Consider the following 17261-nt stretch of genomic DNA (forward strand, 5'->3'; position numbering starts at 1 on the left):
CTGTGCATGGCTTTTGGGCGCGATCTTCCCGAAAACCCTCTGACGGCACACTTTTGGAAAACATTAGCTAATGACCACCATCCGCGTAAAAGAAAACGAGCCCTTCGACGTTGCACTGCGTCGCTTCAAGCGCACCATCGAAAAGCTGGGCCTGCTGACCGACCTGCGCGCTCGCGAGTTCTACGAAAAGCCCACTGCTGAACGCAAGCGCAAGAAGGCTGCTGCCGTCAAGCGCCACTACAAGCGCGTTCGCAGCATGCAGCTGCCCAAGAAGCTGTACTGATCGCAGCCGGCCCAGGCCGATGCACAACCCGCGCTAGGGACGCCAAGCGCGGGTTTTTTGTTTTCAGGATTTGCACAAAGCCACTTCAGCGTCGTTGTGCCGCCTTGCCGTAGCTGAACTACTGTCTGCGGCGACACGCCTAGCCGAAGTGGCTTTGTGCAAATCCTGTCGCTCACCTTTAGGAGATCACTATGAGCCTGAAAGCCCAAATCACTGAAGACATGAAAACCGCCATGCGCGCCAAGGACTCGGAGCGCCTGGGCACCATCCGCCTGCTGCAGGCGGCCATGAAGCAAAAGGAAGTAGACGAGCGCGTGGAGCTGGACGATGCGGCCATCGTCGCCATCGTGGACAAGCTCATCAAGCAGCGCAAGGACAGCATCGCCGCCTTCGAGGGCGCAGGCCGCCAGGACCTGGCTGACAAGGAAAAGTCTGAAATGGTGGTGCTGCAAGCCTACCTGCCAGAGCGCATGTCGGCCGAAGAAACGCTGGCCGCCGTGAAGGCCATCGTGGCCGAAGTGGGCGCCTCGGGCCCTGGCGACATGGGCAAGGTGATGGGCGTGGTCAAGACCCGCCTGGCCGGCAAGGCCGACATGGGCCAGGTGTCTGCCGCCGTGAAGGCTGCGCTGGCAGGCTGAGCCTCTCCATCACTATCAAAACAATAGCTTCCAGCGCTTGTTCCGCAAGCGCTGGAAGCTATTTTCTTTTGCAATACTGCACCTGCCAGGCCTGCCGCAGAGGTTTCACGCCAATATCAACGCGCACCCCACCACCGCCATGGCTGCACCTAGCCAGGCGCCCCAGGCAGGGCGTTGCCCGGTGCGCCACCACAGCAGGGGCAGCAGCAGTACTGGCGATACCGACGACAACATGCCCACCAACCCGGCGCTGCCATGCTGCAGGGCTTTCAAGATGAGCGTCATGCCCACGGCCATGGCCAGCGCGGCACTGGCAAAGGTGTAGGCCAGGTCGCGCCACCGCAGGGCAGACTGCACCCGCGCCATCTGCAGCCCTGTGCACCACAGCAGCGCATGGCAGGCAAAGCCCGCCGTCATCCGCACCGCCGATGCGGCCACCGGGTCCAGCCCCGCCGCCATCGCAGGCTTGAGCACCAGCGTGCCCACCGACTGCCCCAGGGCAGACAGCAGCCCCAACGCCACGCCCGCAGCCAGTTGGCCCTGCGTGGCCTCCAGCTGGTGCGCCGCGCCCTCGCGCCTACCCAGGGCAATGGCGCCCATCACGCCGCCCACCAGCAGTACGCCGCCGGGCACAGCCCAGCCTTTGAGCGACTCATCCAGGAACAGCGCCGCCAGCACCACCGTGAACAGCGAGTGCGTGGCAAACAGCAGGCCCGAACGGCGTGGCCCCAGCCGGTTCATGCAGGCAAACAAGGCGGTGTCGCCCACAAAGATGCCAATCACGCCCGACAGCACCAGCAGACCTATGGCCTGCCAGGCAGCAGAGCCACCATCACTCCACAGGCTGCGCCATTGGCCCGTGGCCAGCGCCATGCCCCACAGCAGCAGCGCGGCAAACACCATGCGCCAGCGCGTGAAGGCAAACGCCCCCATGCGCGCCGAGGCGGCTGCCGAAAACAAACTGGCCGTGGCCCAGGTGGCAGCGGCCAGCAAGGCCAGGCTTTCAGGCGGCAGCCACCCGCTCCACGCCGGGGCGCTCATGCCGCACCTTGCGCAGCAGGCACGGCGCTGGCCCAGGGCCGGTGGCGAAACTGCTCCTGCAAAAATTCAACGCACACCCGCACCTTGGCCGAGCGTTCCAGCCGCGTGGGGTACACGGCCCAGATATTGGCCTCCTGCCGCCACTCGGGCAGCACCTGCACCAGCTGGCCGTTTTGCAGCAAGGGGGCCACGTCCCACAGCGAGCGCAGCGCGATGCCACGCCCATCCACCGCCCACTGCACCACCATCTCACCGTTGTTGGCCGACAAGGGACCGCGCACCTTCACCGCCTGTTCCTGCGCGCCCTGGCGCAGGCGCCACACGCCAAAGGGGTGGTCGCGCTCCTTGATCACCAGGCAATCGTGCCCCGGCAGTTCGGCCAGCGTGCGGGGCGTGCCGCGCCGCGCCAGGTAGGCGGGGGCTGCGCACAGCACGCGGTGGTTGTCGGCCAGGCGGCGCGCAATCAGGTGCGGCGCGATTTCGTCACCCACGCGCACGTCCAGGTCAAACCCCTCGCCCGCCACGTCCACCAAGCGGTCAAACACCTCCAGCCGCACTTGCAGGCCGGCGTGGCGTTCCACCAGTTGTGACAGCACCGGCGCCACCACGCTGCGGCCAAAACCAAAGCTACAGCTCACCCGCAGCAGGCCGCGTGGCTCAGCGCGGGTCACGGCCACTTCCTGCAGCAATTGGTCCATGTCGTCCAGAATGCGCAACGCCCAGTGGAAGACGCGCTCGCCCTCTTCCGTCACGCTCATACGGCGGGTGGTGCGGTGCAGCAGCTTCACGGCCAAGTCCTCTTCGAGCAGGCGGATGCGCTTGCTGACAAAGGCGGGCGAAGCGCCCAGCTCTTGCGCGGCCTCGGCAAAGCTGGCCTTGCGCACGACGATGGTGAAGACGCGCAGGTCGTCCGGCGACGGGTTTTTATGCACGATGTGTAAACAATGAGGCCACAGAGCGCGGATTGTATTTGCCGGAGATAGGGCGAAAATGCCCCCACTGACAATCCAACACCCTCAAGGAGACCCATGTCCAAGACCTACCAGATCGCCGTGCTTGCCGGAGACGGCATTGGCAAAGAAGTCATGCCCGAAGGCCTGCGCGCCACCATGGCCGCCGCCAAGCGCTTTGGGCTGGACTTGCAGCTGCACACCTTTGAATGGGCCAGCTGCGACTATTACGCCGAGCACGGAAAGATGATGCCCGACGACTGGAAGGCGCAACTGTCGGGCATGGACGCCATCTTCTTCGGCGCTGTGGGCTGGCCCGCCACCGTGCCCGACCACGTTTCGCTGTGGGGTTCGCTGCTCAAATTCCGACGCGAGTTCGACCAGTACATCAACCTGCGCCCCGTGCGTTTGTTTGAAGGCGTGCCCTGCCCTCTGGCCGGCCGCAAACCCGGCGATATCGACTACTACGTGGTGCGCGAGAACACCGAGGGCGAATACACATCGCTGGGCGGCGTGATGTACGAAGGCACCGACCGCGAAATCGTCATCCAGGAATCCGTCTACTCGCGCCACGGCGCCAACCGCCTGCTCAAGTTCGCTTTTGACCTGGCCCAAAGCCGCCCCAAGAAGCACGTCACCCTGGCCACCAAGAGCAACGGCATCGCCATCAGCATGCCCTGGTGGGACAAGCGCGCCGACGAAGTCGCCAAGGACTACCCAGAGATCACGCTGGACAAGCAGCACATCGACATCCTCACCGCCCGCTTTGTGCTGCAACCCGGCCGCTTCGACGTGGTGGCCGCCACCAACCTGTTTGGCGACATCCTCTCGGACCTGGGCCCGGCCACCACCGGCACCATTGGCCTGGCCCCCTCTGCCAACCTGAACCCCGAGCGCAACTTCCCCAGCCTGTTCGAGCCCGTGCATGGCTCCGCGCCCGACATCTACGGCAAGAACATCGCCAACCCGATTGCGATGATCTGGTCCGGCGCGCTGATGCTGGACTTTCTGACGCAAGGCCAGGGCGCAGGCCGCGCGGCGCACGACGCCATGGTGAGCGCCATCGAAGAAACCATCAAGAGCGGCCCGCGCACGCCCGACCTGGGCGGCACGGCCAACACCACCCAGGTGGGTGAGGCGATTGCCGCACGCATTGCGGCGGGCTGAAACACAGGCACAGGCGCGCCCGGTGCGGTGCGCTCCTGAAATGAGAGCTGCCAGCGCCTACCACACCGGCCTCGTACCGATCAAACGCCCAACAAAAAAGGCTCCTGAAACCCAGGAGCCTTTTTGCATGGTGCGCGAACGCCCGTATCAGCTGCCCGCCACCTTCATGCGGTTGACCAGGATGGAGCCCACCGTCTTGGCGCCATAGTTGTAGGCATCGGCACCCACGGCCTCAATGCCCTTGAGCATGTCCTTGAGGTTGCCAGCGATGGTGATCTCGTGCACCGGGAAGGCGATCTTGCCGTTCTCCACCCAGAAGCCGCTGGCGCCGCGCGAGTAGTCGCCCGTCACGTAGTTCACGCCCTGGCCCATCAGCTCCACCACAAACAGGCCCGTGCCCAGCTTTTGCAGCATGGCATCGAGGTCGTCGCTGGCCTGCGTGAGGCGCGAGGCCATCACCAGATTGTGCGAGCCCCCAGCGTTGCCCGTGGTCTTCATGCCCAGCTTGCGGGCAGAGTAGCTGGAGAGGAAGTAACCCTGCACACGGCCGCCCTGTACCACCTTGCGCGGCGCCACGCGCACGCCTTCTTCGTCAAACGGCGAGCTGCCTTTGCCGCCCAGGATGAAGGGGTCTTCCAGAATATCGATGTGCTTGGGGAAGACCATCTTGCCCAGCGAGTCAAGCAAGAAACTGCTCTTGCGGTACAGCGAGCCGCCGCTCACGGCCTGCACAAAACCACCCAGCAGGCCCGCGGCCAGGGTCGATTCAAACAGCACAGGGCATTGCGTGGTGGGGATCTTGCGGCTGCCCAGGCGGCTCAGCGCGCGCTGCGCGGCGTAGCGGCCCACGGCCTCGGGCGAGGCCAGGTCGGCCGCGTTGCGCATGGAGCTGTACCAGGCATCGCGCTGCATCTCGCCGTTCTTGCCGGGCAGCGAGGCGATGGGAGCGACCGAGAAGCTGTGGCGCGAGCTGGCATAGCCACCGCGAAAACCGCGCGTGTGGGCGCTGAAGAAATGGCTTTGCTGGGCCGACACGCCCGCGCCTTCGCTGTTGGTGATGCGGCGGTGCGTCTTGAACGCTGCAGCCTCGCAGGCCTTGGCCATCTCGGCCGCTTCTTCGCTGGTGATGGCCCAGGGGTGGAACAAGTCCAGGTCGCGGTGGGTTTCTGGCGGGGCGATGTCATCCGCATCGGGCAGGCCGGCCACAGGGTCTTCGGCCGTGAAGCGGGCAATATCGTAGGCCGCCTGCACGGTTTGCTCGATGGCTTTTTCGGAAAAGTCAGAGGTGCTGGCATTGCCACGGCGGTGGCCGATGTAGACCGTCACGCCGAGCGACTTGTCGCGGTTGCGCTCCACGTTTTCCAGCTCGCCCTTGCGCACGCTGACCGACAGGCCGCAACCTTCGGACGCCTCGGCGCCCGCATCGGTGGCACCCAGCTTCTTGGCGTGGGCCAGGGCACGGTCTACCAGCTCTTCAAAAAACGGGCGGCTGTAGCTGAAGCCACTGGCGGGCTCTTGAAGGGAAGCGGAAGCCTTGGCAGCGGCCGGGGCGCTTTTCGCGCGGGTAGAAGGTTTATTCATAGCGGCGGCTATGATACTTGCCACTGTGGCGCACTCGCTGCCACCTCTCTCTTTGCCCCCACCCATGTCACGCAAACCCAAAAAAGGTTACTTTGTGCGAGGCCAATTCGTTGCCGAAGGTAGCGAACTGGACATCCAGCTCAAGGCCGAACTCAAAGGCACTCCCGATGCCAGCCGCACCGATCTCAAACGCGAAAGCGACGCCCTGCAAGACCTGGGCAAGGAACTGCTGACGCTGCGCTCTGACCTATTCGACGCCGTGGGCCTGCCCGACAAGCTGGTCGAGGCCATTGTTGAAGCCAAGCGCATCACCAACTTCGAAGGCAAGCGCCGCCAGATGCAATACGTGGGCAAGCTCATGCGCAAGCTCGACCCCGAGATTGTGGAAGCCGCACGCACTGCGCTGGAAGAACAACACAAGGGATCGGCCACAGAAAAGCTGCGCCTGCACCTGGCCGAGCAATGGCGGGACCGCCTGATTGCCGACGACGCCACCCTGCCCCAGTGGATGGACGAGTATCCCAACACCGACACGCAGCAGCTGCGCGCCCTGATCCGCCAGGCGCGCAAGGATGCGCCGCCCGTGGACAAGGCCGCCGTCTCGCAAGGGCTGGCACCACGCAAGGGCCGTGCATACCGTGAGCTGTTCCAGCTGGTGCGCGAGCACCTGGGCGGCACCGGGCTGGAGCGCGAAGAGGAATCGAACTCTGACGAGGACAGCGATGACTGAAGCCGTGACCAGCAGCCACGACGCCGTGAAAATCGGCATCGTCTCCATCAGCGACCGGGCCAGCACCGGCGTGTATGAAGACAAGGGCCTGCCCGCCTTGCAAGACTGGCTGGGCCGTGCGCTGCACAACCCCATCCAGTTCGAGGCCCGCCTTATTCCCGACGAGCAAGCCACCATCAGCGCCACGCTGATAGAGCTGGTGAACGCGGGCTGCAGCCTGGTGCTGACCACCGGCGGCACCGGCCCCGCGCTGCGCGATGTGACGCCCGAGGCCACGCTGGCCGTGGCCCACAAGGAGATGCCCGGTTTTGGCGAACAGATGCGCCAGATCAGCCTGAAGTTCGTGCCCACGGCCATCCTGTCGCGCCAGGTGGCGGTCATCCGCGACCAGAGCCTCATCATCAACCTGCCCGGCCAGCCCAAGGCCATTGCGCAGACGCTGGAAGGCCTGAAAGACGCCGAGGGCGCCACGGTGGTGCCCGGCATCTTTGCGGCCGTGCCGTATTGCGTGGACCTGATCGGCGGGCCATATCTGGAAACGCGCGACGAGCTCTGCAAGGCGTTTCGCCCGGCCTCGGCACAGCGCCCTGCACGCGGCGCCTGAGTGCGCGCAGCCCTCGCTCATCGCGGTGGTAGGTAGCCTCACGCGGCGGTGTTGCCATGAGCAGGCTTCCGGCGCGGTCTTGCTCCAAGTCAAGCCGCGCGGCCCAGGGGCACCACATCGTCACGGTTTTGGGCTACACATTGGGGGTTGAGCACGCGGGGCGTGCTCTTGCATTGGCAAACCACCAAGGAGTTTCCCCATGAGCACCATGAAAGCCGCCGTTTTCGTTGAACCTGGCCGCATTGAGCTGGTCAGCAAGCCCATCCCCTCGGTGGGCCCCAACGATGCCCTAATCCGCATCACGACCACCACCATCTGCGGCACCGACGTGCACATCCTCAAGGGCGAATACCCGGTGGCCAAGGGCCTCACCGTGGGCCACGAACCCGTGGGCGTCATCGAAAAACTGGGCAGCGCCGTGGTGGGCTACACCGAAGGCCAGCGCGTGATTGCCGGGGCGATCTGCCCCAACTTCAACTCCTACGCAGCGCAAGACGGCGCGCCTTCGCAAGACGGCAGCTACCTCATCCCCCAGGGCATGTGCGGCTGCCACGGCTTCAAGGCCACCGCTGGATGGCGCTTTGGCAACCTGATTGACGGCACCCAGGCCGAGTACGTGCTGGTGCCAGATGCGCAGGCCAACCTCGCGCCCATTCCCAATGGCCTGACGGACGAACAGGTGCTGATGTGCCCCGACATCATGTCCACCGGTTTCAAGGGGGCTGAAAACGCCAATATCCGCATCGGTGACACGGTAGTGGTGTTTGCCCAAGGCCCCATTGGCCTGTGCGCCACGGCCGGTGCGCGCCTGCTGGGCGCTACCACCATCATTGCGGTGGACGGCAACGACCACCGCCTGGGCATTGCGCAGAAGATGGGCGCCGATGTCACGCTGAACGTCAAGAACTGCGACGTGATCGACGAGATCATGAAGATCACCGGTGGCCGTGGCGCGGATTCCGCCATTGAGGCGCTGGGAACGCAGGCCACATTTGAATCGGCGCTGCGCTCCATCAAGCCCGGCGGCACGTTGTCGAGCCTGGGCGTGTATTCCGAAGACCTGAAGATCCCGCTGTCTGCCTTTGCCGCTGGCCTGGGCGATCACAAGATCAACACCGCGCTGTGCCCCGGCGGCAAGGAGCGCATGCGCCGCCTGATGAACGTGCTGGCGTCCAACCGGTTGGACCTGGGCCTGCTGGTCACCCACCAGTACAAGCTCGACGACATCGTGGCCGCGTACGACCTGTTCGCGCACCAGCGCGATGGCGTGCTGAAGGTGGCCATCAAGCCCCAATAAGGCACCGGTTTGCAAGGGCTGCAAAGGCCCTTGCCCATCACCATCGAAAAAGCCCTGCAGCAAATGTTGCAGGGCTTTTTGCATGGAGTGGTGACGGACGTTTGCTACTTTCCGACCAGATCGTTGAGCTTGCCGGCTTCGAACTGTTCCTTGAGCGCAGCGTCGTCCGGCACGCAGTCACCGGTCTTGACGCAGGCCGACAGCTTCTCGATGGCCTGCCACAGCAAGGCGATCTGGTGCTCTTGCGAAGAGGCGTTGTCGATCAGACCCCGCATCGCTTGCGACAGGGGGTCGTCTTCCTGGGTGATGCCGTAGGCCGTGAACTTGCGCGGTTGCTGCGGTTCGGTCACGTCGGCGCTCTGCCCTTCCTTCGAGGGAATGATGCGAGCGGGAATACCCACCGCCGTCGCGCCCGCAGGCACCGGCTTGATGACCACGGCATTGCTGCCAATCTTGGCGCCATCGCCCACTTCAAAGCCGCCCAGCACCTTGGCCCCAGCGCTCACCACCACATCCTTGCCCAGCGTGGGGTGGCGCTTGGCGCCCTTGTACAGCGAGGTACCGCCCAGAGTCACGCCCTGGTAGATGGTGCAGCCGTCGCCAATCTCGGCCGTTTCGCCCACCACCACGCCCATGGCGTGGTCGAAAAACACGCGCTCACCAATCTTGGCGCCAGGGTGGATTTCAATGCCCGTGAACCAGCGCGCAAAGTGCGAAATGAAGCGCCCCAGCCACTTGAGCCCATTACCCCAGCACCAGTGCGCCGGCCGGTGCAGCCACACGGCGTGCAGGCCGGGGTAACAGGTGATCACCTCCCAGGTGCTGCGCGCTGCAGGGTCACGGTCAAGGATGCACTGGATATCGGAGCGCAGGCGGGCAAACATGGTCAGGTTGTTGTTGGAATTTGGAAACGCAGTCTAGCGCTTTGCCTGCGCCGTCTCGATCATGGCTTTGGCGACACCACGCAAGATGTGGATTTCTTCGGGGGTGAGTTGCGCGCGGTTAAAAAGCTGGTTCAGGCGGGGCATGAGCTTTTTGGGCGCGGCCGGGTCCAGAAAGCCGATGCTGGTCAGCGCCTGCTCCCAATGCCCCAGCATGCCCGCCACCTGGGCCGCATCAGCCTGCACGCGGGCGGGGGTCGCATCTTGCACGCCAAAGCCGCCCAGCGCCTGGCGCCAGTCGTAGGCAATGACCTGGATGGCTGCGCCCAGGTTCAGCGAGCCGAAACGCGGGTTGGTGGGAATGGAAAGCGCGGCGTGGCAGCGGTACACGTCTTCATTGGTCATGCCAAAGCGTTCGCAGCCAAACAGAAATGCCACGCCGGTTTGGCCTACCGGTGCTGAGCCACCGCCTGCTTCACCGTCGTCAGCGGGGTTTGAAGCGTTTTTGGCCTCTGGCGCTGATGCAGCAAGCGCCAAACGCTCTTGTTTTAATAGCGCTTCGAAGTGCACACGCGGCTCCACCGTAGGCGGGCCGAAGTCGCGCGGGGTCATGGCCGTGGCGCACAGGTGGCTCATTCCGTCCAGCGCCTCGTCCAGCGTGGCCACCACGCGGGCCTTCTCCAGCACATCCAGGGCTCCGCTGGCGCGCTGGATGGTTTCTTCCTTGCGCAGCACGTTGGGCCAGCGCGGAGCCACTAGCACCAGGTCATCAAAACCCATGACTTTCATGGCACGGGCAGCGGCGCCCACGTTGCCAGCGTGGCTGGTGTTGATCAGGACAAAACGGGTCTTCATGGACGGGGACTAGGTAAAAAAGCGGCGGTGCAGCTAAAATGGAGGGCTTATTGTCGCCGCCCGCATCGCCCGGCTGCGATCACCGCTCATGATCCGCAAGACTTTCACGCCACCCGCGCGCCCGAAAGCCTTGCCAACCACCACAATTTATGTCGTCCAATCTGCACCCCATGCTCAACGTGGCCATCAAGGCTGCACGCGCCGCCGGCGCCATCATCAACCGCGCGGCCCTTGACGTGGAATCCGTGCGCATTTCGCAAAAGCAGATCAACGACTTTGTGACCGAAGTGGATCATGCGGCCGAAAAAATCATCATCGAAACCCTGCTCACAGCCTACCCAGGCCACGGCATCCTGGCTGAAGAGTCGGGCCAGGAGTACGGCGCCAAGCATTCCGATTTCGTCTGGGTGATCGACCCGCTGGACGGCACCACCAACTTCATCCACGGCTTCCCCGTGTACTGCGTGAGCATTGCGCTCACCGTCAAGGGCAAGGTCGAACAAGCGGTGGTGTACGACCCCACCCGCAACGACCTGTTCACCGCCACCAAGGGCCGTGGCGCCTTCCTGAACGAGCGCCGCATCCGCGTGAGCAAGCGCACCCAGCTCAAGGACTGCCTGATCTCCACAGGCTTCCCCTTCCGCCCTGGCGACAACTTCAAGAGCTACATGAACATGATGAGCGACGTGATGCAACGCACGGCCGGCCTGCGCCGCCCCGGTGCCGCCGCGCTCGACCTGGCTTACGTGGCTGCGGGCTTTACCGATGGATTCTTTGAAACCGGTCTGTCCGTCTGGGACGTGGCTGCAGGCTCACTGCTGGTGACCGAAGCCGGTGGCCTGATCGGCAACTTCACAGGCGAAGCCGACTTCATGGAACAGCGCGAATGCATGGCGGGCAACCCCCGCGTGTACGGCCAGCTCGTGCCCATTCTGGGCAAATACAGCAAGTTTGCCAGCGCTGGTGACAAGGCTTCCGTGCGCCAGGCAGCCGCTGAAGACATCTCTGCCGATAGCGCCAGCACTGCTGAAGAAGAGCTCACCAACCCCGACGCATCAGCAAGCTCGGGCGACGCACCGTTCTGAACCGTTGAGCTGAGCGCAGCACCCTGGCGGGGCGCTGCGCACGCCGACCCGGGTTCACTCTGGATCGGGGTACTTCAGCGCGATGCTGCGAAAGTCCTCAGCAATATCTACGAAGGCGTCCACCATGTCCGGGTCAAAGTGCGTGCCTTTGCCTTTGACGATGGTGCTGCAAGCCTGGTCGTGCGAGAACGCAACCTTGTAGACACGCTTGTTGATGAGCGCGTCGTACACATCGGCCACCGCCATCAGGCGGGCCGATACGGGAATCTGGTCACCCGCCAATCCTTGGGGGTAGCCCCTGCCATCCCACTTTTCCTGGTGGCTGTAGGCGATTTCCTTAGAAACACTCAAAAACGCCACCCGCATTCCCAACCTGCGCTCTGCATCTTCAATCGCTTTGCGTCCCAGGGTGGTGTGGGTCTTCATCACCTCGAACTCCTCCACCGTCAACTTGCCGGGTTTCAGAAGGATGCTGTCGGGAATGCCGATCTTTCCAATGTCGTGCAGGGGAGCGGACTTGTAGAGCAGCTCGATCATCCGCTCGTTGAGCACGGCCTCAAACCTGGGGTGGTTGCGCAAGCGCACTGCCAACGCCTTGACATACAGCTGGATGCGGCGAATGTGGTTGCCCGTCTCGTTGTCTCGCGTCTCTGCCAGTGATGTCATGGCCATGATGGTCACGTCCTGAATGGCTTGCACCTCCAGGGTGCGCAGCGCCACCTCGCGCTCCAGGTAGGCGCTTTTATCGCGCAGAAAATCGGCAGTCGCCTTGAGCGCCAGGTGGGTGTTGACCCGTGCGAGCAAGATCGGAGGGCTGATGGGCTTGGCGATGTAGTCCACCGCCCCCAGGGCCAGGCCCATGCGCTCGTCGTCAGGATCTGAGCGGGCCGTCAAAAAGATCACCGGAATATTGCGGGTCGCTGCGGTGGCTTTGAGCCGGCGGCACACCTCGTACCCGTCCAGGCCCGGCATCATGATGTCGAGCAGCACCAGGTCAGGCTGTGCGTCAGACATCGCAATCTTCAAGGCCTTCTCGCCGTTGTTGGCCACCTTCACCATGAAGTGGTCGCGCAGCAAGGCGCCCATCAAGGTCAGGTTCTCTGGCGTGTCGTCCACCACCAGCACGGTAGCGATGTGCTTGTCCACCAGGGTGGAAGCATTCACGGTAAAAGGCGCTTGTTCCATTGGAATTCCTGCGAAGTACACCGTTCAGAGAGCTTAACCAGAATTCGGGCCAGGTGGCTGCACGCCCCCCTGACTTTGGGGAAGATGCTCCAGTGCCTGCTCGAAATCGAAGTTGCGAACCTGCGCCTGGACCGTGGCGAACCCATCCCCCAGGGCAGCTTCCAGAATTGTTGCATTGTGTTGCAAAAACTCGGTCGCTGCCGGATCGTCCTGCGATAGCAGATCACGCAGCTGGGTGAGTACGTCATCCACCGCCAGCACATCCGCCGTGGGCGATTGCTGCGCGGCCAGACCCGGAGCGAATGCAGCCGATGCAGCCCCGGACTGATCGACCCAGCTTTGCAGGCCTGCCACCAAGGGCTCCATGGCCGCCGCCAGAGCGCCGAGCAAGGGCAGCACCTGCGCGCTGGATGCGCTTGCAGGCTGGTGGCGCAGGGCCTGCTCCAGCGCATGGGCGTGTTCCGAGGCCTCTTGCGCACCGATGTTGGCTGCTACGGATTTGAGCGTGTGGGCAAGCCGTTCGGCCTGCCCCTGGTTGCCCGCTGCAATCGCCGCATCAATCTGGGCCACAACGGACGATTGGGCCTGGACAAAGCGCACCAGCATATCGGCGTACAGCGCGGGCTTGCCCAGGGCGCGCTGCAAGCCCAGGGCCGTATTGAGGCCCTGTACCACAGGCGGCCACCCCGTCAGCCGCGGAACCGAGGCCAGCACCGGGGCCGCGCCTGCCAGCGGGGGCATGGCAGCCTGGCCCAGCCCAGGCCGGGGCTTGATCCAGCGGGACAACGCGCTCCACAACGCGGCAGGCTCGATGGGTTTGGCAACGTGGTCATTCATGCCCGCAGCAAAGCAGCGCTGCCGATCGGCATCCATGGCGTTGGCGGTCATGGCGATCACAGGCAGGTCTTGCAGGCGTGGATCCTGGCGCAGTTGCCGGGTGGCGGTCTCCCCGTCCATCACCGGCATCTGCATGTCCATCAGCACCACGTCATAGGCGGCTTGGCGCAACTGGTCCAAAGCCATCTGGCCGTTGTCCGCCACATCCACCACAAAACCCGCATCGCGCAACAACTCCGCAGCCACGATCTGGTTGAGTTCGTTGTCCTCCACCAGCAGCACGCGTGCGCCACGAATAGCCACAGGCAATACATCAGGCGCGGGCGCGGCCGCAGGTGTGCGTGAGGTGTTGCCGCTTCCGCCATCCAGCGGCTGCATCAGGGTGTCCAGCAACACCGATGCATTCACCGGCTTGATGAGCACGGTTTCTATGCCCTCAGAGCGGGCCGCACGCATGACGTCTTCCCGGCCATAGGCGGTCACCATGAACATTTGCGGCACGCGGGACATGCCCAGGCTGCGGATGTGGCGCGCCAGCTCCACCCCATCCATGCCCGGCATGTGCCAGTCCAGCAGCAGCAGGCCATACAGGCGCTGCTGGGCCATCGACTCGCGCAGCATTTGCAGCGCTTGCAGGCCCGAATAAGCCTGATCCACCTCCAGGCCCATCGCCACCAGCATGTCTGACAAGACAGCCGCCGCCGTATGGTTGTCATCCACCACCAGAACGCGCTGGCCACGCAAATCCGCAGGTGGCTGCAGGGCCCGTGCTGGCGCGCCCCGCTCTAGCGGCAAGGTCACCCAGAACGTGGAACCGCAACCAAATTCACTGACAACGCCGACCTCCCCGCCCATGAGTTCGGCCAGGCTCTTGCAAATGGCCAAGCCCAGCCCTGTGCCCCCATAGCGGCGCGTGGTAGAGGTATCGGCCTGCTGGAAGCTCTGGAACAGGCGCCCCATCTGCTCTGGCGTCAACCCGATGCCGGTATCGCGCACCTCAAAGCGCAGCAGCACCTGCTGTCCACGCTCTTCCACCATGCGCACCGCGATGGAAATTTCGCCTTTTTCAGTGAATTTGATGGCGTTGTTGGCGTAGTTGATGAGAATCTGCCCCAACCGCAGCGAATCGCCCACCAAATTGGGCGGCACATCGCTGGCGACATCGCAAACCAGCTCCAGCCCCTTGGCACCTGCCTTGTAGCCCACGACGTCGGCCACGCTTTCGAGCAAACGGTCGAGCACAAATGGCTGGTGCTCCACCTCGAGCTTGCCTGCCTCGATTTTTGAAAAATCCAGGATGTCGTTGATCACGCCCAGCAGATGCTGGCCGGCTTGTTGAATCTTGCTGACGTAATCGTGCTGGCGCGGGCTGAGCCCCGATTTGAGCGCCAAGTGCGACATGCCAATGATGGCGTTCATCGGCGTGCGTATTTCATGGCTCATGTTGGCCAGGAAGTTGGATTTGAGCGCCGTTGACTCCTCCGCCAGTTCCTTCGCGCGCAACAGGCCTTGCTCTGCCAGCTTGCGATCAGTGATGTCTACAAAGGTGCCAATAGCGCCACCCGGCGTGCCGTCGGGGCGCACAAAGCCGTGGAGCCAGAACAGGGTGTGGTGCATCTGCCCGTCGGCATAAGGCAAGTCCACCTCGCGGTGCACTGTCTGGTTGCCTCCCAGGGCCTCTTCGGCATCCTGGAGGAACTGCATGCGCAGCTCTTCGGGCAAAAACGCCAGCTCTTGAACCGTCTTGCCAATGAAGTCTGAGCGATTCACACCAAAGGCCTGCTCGTACGCGCGGTTGAACCCGGTGTAGCGCTCATCCGCGCCCTTGTAGAACAGCGGCACCGGGATGGCATCGATCAGGGCCTGCTGAAAATCCAGCTGCGCCGCCACCTGGGCTTCCAGCTGTTTCTGGTCATGGATGTCCACGTTGACGCCCACTACCCGGGTGGCCTTTCCGGTCTCATCGCGGAAGATGCGGGCGGCCTCCAGGAACCAGCGAACTTCGCCATCCTGGCGCAACACGCGCCAGGAGTCGCGCACAGAGTCCTGGGTGCCGTTGATGCAGGCGTCGAAATGGTCGCGGGCGCGTTGCCTGTCTTGCGGGTGCAGGCAGGCCAGCCACTCGTCGCGCGACAGGGGTTGCTTGTCGGGCGCAAATCCCATCATGACGGACAGTTTGGACGACCAGAGAATACGGCCGCTGCGCAGGTCTACGTCAAACACACCGATCTTGCCCGCTTCTTGCGCCAGCTCCAGGCGCTCATGGATTTCGCGCAGCGCAGCCTCGGCCTTGCGGGCCTCGGTCACGTCCTCAATCACCCACAGCGAGGCGTTGGCGAAACCTTCCATTTGCAGGCGGCGCCCAGACAGCCGGGCGTGGAAAACACTGCCATCAGGACGATGCAACACGGCCGTATCACGCACCGCTTCATGGGGGTGCAGGCCTGGCATGACTTTGGAGCGGAACGCCTCGAACGGTGCCTCGCCACCAAAAAGGAAAGACGCATGACGGCCCTGCAGCTGTGCCGTGCTTTCACCCATCAACTCGGCAAACGCAGGGTTGAACTGGCGCAGGTGCCGGTCACAAATCAGCACGATGGGCGGGGCGTTGTCAAAGATGGCGGTCTGCTGCTCCAGCAGTTCGTTGAGCATGCGCTCGCGGCGCTGCAGCTCTGCCTGGGCGCGCATGCGTTCTGACACTTCTTCCTGCAAGCCCACGATGGCAATGCGCTTGCCGCGCTCGTCAAAAACGGGCGACAAAGTGACTTCGTCGTGGTAGATGCTTCCATCGCGCCGCTGGTTGATGAAGGTGCCGCGCCAAGACTGGCCTGACAACAAGGTCCCCCACATGGCCTGGTACGTCGCGGGGGGCGTTTGCCCGCTCGCCACGACCGAAGGTTTTCGCCCCTTGACCTCTTCCAGCGTGTAGCCGCAGTTGCGCTCGTATTGCGGGTTCACCCATTCGATGAAGCCTTCACTGTCTGTGATGACGACGGCTACCGGGCTGCTTTCCAAGGCAATGCCCAGCACCTTGAAGCGCTCCAACGCGCGCGCCACCTGTGCCCTGCTGCGCAGCAGATCCAGCAGCAGCCACCCCAGAATGGCAAACAACATGAATGCCGCCAGGCCCACTTGCAGGCGCTGCGACCAGGGCATCAGTCCGCTCACATCGTCCAGCATCAAGAGCTGCCATTGCCCTCCGGGGTCTTTCCAATCCACGGCACGCCGCGAAATGGCATGGGGTACGCCGTTCAGAACCACGTGTGATGCGTCCACGCTGAAAGGCAGCTCGGAGGCGAGGCCATTGTCAAAGTAACTGCCAAACTGGCGCGTGGCGCGAATGCTGTCGATGCGCGCCTGGGTCAAAGGCGGCGCCACGGCAAACAGCCACTCAGGCCGGGCGGATGAAAACACCACGCCCTGCGGCGACAAGAGCAAAACCGGCAAACCCACCCGCGATAGCAGGCCATCGACCGACTCCATCCCCACCTTGAACATCACCACACCAATGATGGCGCCCGAGGGCGAATCGGATTCATACAGGGGTGCTGCGTAGTAAAGCCCGCGCTCGTGCGTGTTACCGCCAATGGCCGCATACACGCTGATGCTGCCCTGCATCGCCTGCTGGAAATAGGGCCGGTACGCAAGGTTCACACCGGTGGAGCGAGGCCCCGCAGTTTCATGGGCCACCACCGTTCCATCACGGGCAATCACATACGCGCCATTGACGAGAAAACGCTCGCGCGCCACGGTCAGGCGTGCCAGCGCAGCGGGGTGGTCAGGCGGCACCTTACCCCGGGCCATGTCCTTAAGCACGGGTTCACTCAGGCCCAGCAGGGACACTGCCCCCAGCATGCCGGAACCCATGATCTGGTACACCAGGGCATCGGCGGTTTGCTGCAGTTTGGCTTGGCGCTCCTGCGCACGCTCCATCGCCAGCCAGTGGGCGAAAACCTCCACCGTCAGCCAGGCCGCCAGCACAGCGGCAAGCAACACCACGGATACGCCGCGCCAGCCCGGCGCATTGCGGCCCAGCACCTTGTCCAGCAGCGTGGCAACGCCGGTGCCCGAGCGTTTCACCCCTACCACCACACGCTCCACCAGTTAGGTGCCGCAGGCGTGCACTG

The 17261-nt window shown here is 63.7% G+C and carries 14 protein-coding genes; 7 read left to right on the forward strand and 7 right to left on the reverse strand.

Annotated features, from left to right (window positions below; translation table 11 throughout):
* Nucleotides 1-70: 70 nt before the first annotated feature.
* On the forward strand, nucleotides 71-283 hold the full coding sequence (gene rpsU, locus PQV96_RS12800) for a 30S ribosomal protein S21 (RefSeq protein ID WP_007833691.1): 213 nt from the start codon (nucleotides 71-73) through the stop codon (nucleotides 281-283).
* Between the two features lie 191 nt (nucleotides 284-474).
* Complete coding sequence (locus tag PQV96_RS12805; protein ID WP_044398339.1) at nucleotides 475-921, forward strand: GatB/YqeY domain-containing protein; 447 nt, start codon at nucleotides 475-477, stop codon at nucleotides 919-921.
* Between the two features lie 105 nt (nucleotides 922-1026).
* Here the strand turns inward: PQV96_RS12805 and PQV96_RS12810 are convergent, their stop codons facing one another.
* Together PQV96_RS12810 and PQV96_RS12815 are read right to left on the reverse strand one after the other, a co-directional pair.
* Complete coding sequence (locus PQV96_RS12810; RefSeq protein ID WP_242638178.1) at nucleotides 1027-1962, reverse strand: DMT family transporter; 936 nt, start codon at nucleotides 1960-1962, stop codon at nucleotides 1027-1029.
* Nucleotides 1959-2894, reverse strand: coding sequence for a LysR substrate-binding domain-containing protein (locus PQV96_RS12815; protein ID WP_198846018.1), 936 nt, complete (start codon nucleotides 2892-2894; stop codon nucleotides 1959-1961). The genes PQV96_RS12810 and PQV96_RS12815 overlap by 4 nt, the downstream gene beginning before the upstream one ends.
* 96 nt (nucleotides 2895-2990) lie before the next feature.
* Here PQV96_RS12815 and PQV96_RS12820 point away from each other — a divergent pair, with 96 nt between their 5' ends.
* Complete coding sequence (locus tag PQV96_RS12820) at nucleotides 2991-4079, forward strand: tartrate dehydrogenase (protein WP_198846017.1); 1089 nt, start codon at nucleotides 2991-2993, stop codon at nucleotides 4077-4079.
* A gap of 147 nt (nucleotides 4080-4226) precedes the next feature.
* On the opposite strand, the gene pmbA is transcribed toward PQV96_RS12820, so the two are convergent.
* Complete coding sequence (gene pmbA / locus PQV96_RS12825; RefSeq protein WP_207374294.1) at nucleotides 4227-5660, reverse strand: metalloprotease PmbA; 1434 nt, start codon at nucleotides 5658-5660, stop codon at nucleotides 4227-4229.
* A 64-nt stretch (nucleotides 5661-5724) separates the two neighbouring features.
* On the opposite strand from pmbA, the gene yjgA reads away from it, so the two are divergent.
* From yjgA to PQV96_RS12840, 3 genes are all read left to right on the forward strand, one after another.
* On the forward strand, nucleotides 5725-6390 hold the full coding sequence (gene yjgA / locus PQV96_RS12830) for a ribosome biogenesis factor YjgA (protein WP_142084742.1): 666 nt from the start codon (nucleotides 5725-5727) through the stop codon (nucleotides 6388-6390).
* Nucleotides 6383-6994 (forward strand): molybdopterin adenylyltransferase, encoded by a 612-nt coding sequence (mog, locus tag PQV96_RS12835; RefSeq protein ID WP_207374295.1) that lies wholly within the window; start codon nucleotides 6383-6385, stop codon nucleotides 6992-6994. Before yjgA ends, mog begins: the two co-directional genes overlap by 8 nt.
* Nucleotides 6995-7193: 199 nt before the next feature.
* Nucleotides 7194-8291, forward strand: coding sequence for an NAD(P)-dependent alcohol dehydrogenase (locus PQV96_RS12840; protein WP_273623127.1), 1098 nt, complete (start codon nucleotides 7194-7196; stop codon nucleotides 8289-8291).
* Nucleotides 8292-8395: 104 nt separating this feature from the next.
* On the opposite strand, the gene cysE is transcribed toward PQV96_RS12840, so the two are convergent.
* Nucleotides 8396-9175: a serine O-acetyltransferase gene (gene cysE / locus PQV96_RS12845; RefSeq protein WP_044398324.1), complete on the reverse strand. Its 780-nt coding sequence runs from the start codon at nucleotides 9173-9175 to the stop codon at nucleotides 8396-8398.
* A gap of 33 nt (nucleotides 9176-9208) precedes the next feature.
* Nucleotides 9209-10027: an RNA methyltransferase gene (locus PQV96_RS12850; protein WP_207374297.1), complete on the reverse strand. Its 819-nt coding sequence runs from the start codon at nucleotides 10025-10027 to the stop codon at nucleotides 9209-9211.
* A 149-nt stretch (nucleotides 10028-10176) separates the two neighbouring features.
* On the opposite strand from PQV96_RS12850, the gene PQV96_RS12855 reads away from it, so the two are divergent.
* On the forward strand, nucleotides 10177-11112 hold the full coding sequence (locus PQV96_RS12855) for an inositol monophosphatase family protein (RefSeq protein ID WP_273623128.1): 936 nt from the start codon (nucleotides 10177-10179) through the stop codon (nucleotides 11110-11112).
* A gap of 54 nt (nucleotides 11113-11166) precedes the next feature.
* On the opposite strand, the gene PQV96_RS12860 is transcribed toward PQV96_RS12855, so the two are convergent.
* A complete protein-coding gene (locus tag PQV96_RS12860) occupies nucleotides 11167-12297 on the reverse strand; it encodes a response regulator (RefSeq protein ID WP_273623129.1) in 1131 nt (376 codons plus the stop codon).
* A 33-nt stretch (nucleotides 12298-12330) separates the two neighbouring features.
* Nucleotides 12331-17214, reverse strand: a complete 4884-nt coding sequence (locus PQV96_RS12865) for a PAS domain S-box protein (protein WP_273625255.1) — start codon at nucleotides 17212-17214, stop codon at nucleotides 12331-12333.
* Nucleotides 17215-17261: the final 47 nt, after the last annotated feature.

It is taken from the genome of Acidovorax temperans, from assembly GCF_028596105.1.
In the GTDB taxonomy this organism is placed as follows: Bacteria; Pseudomonadota; Gammaproteobacteria; order Burkholderiales; family Burkholderiaceae_C; genus Acidovorax; species Acidovorax temperans.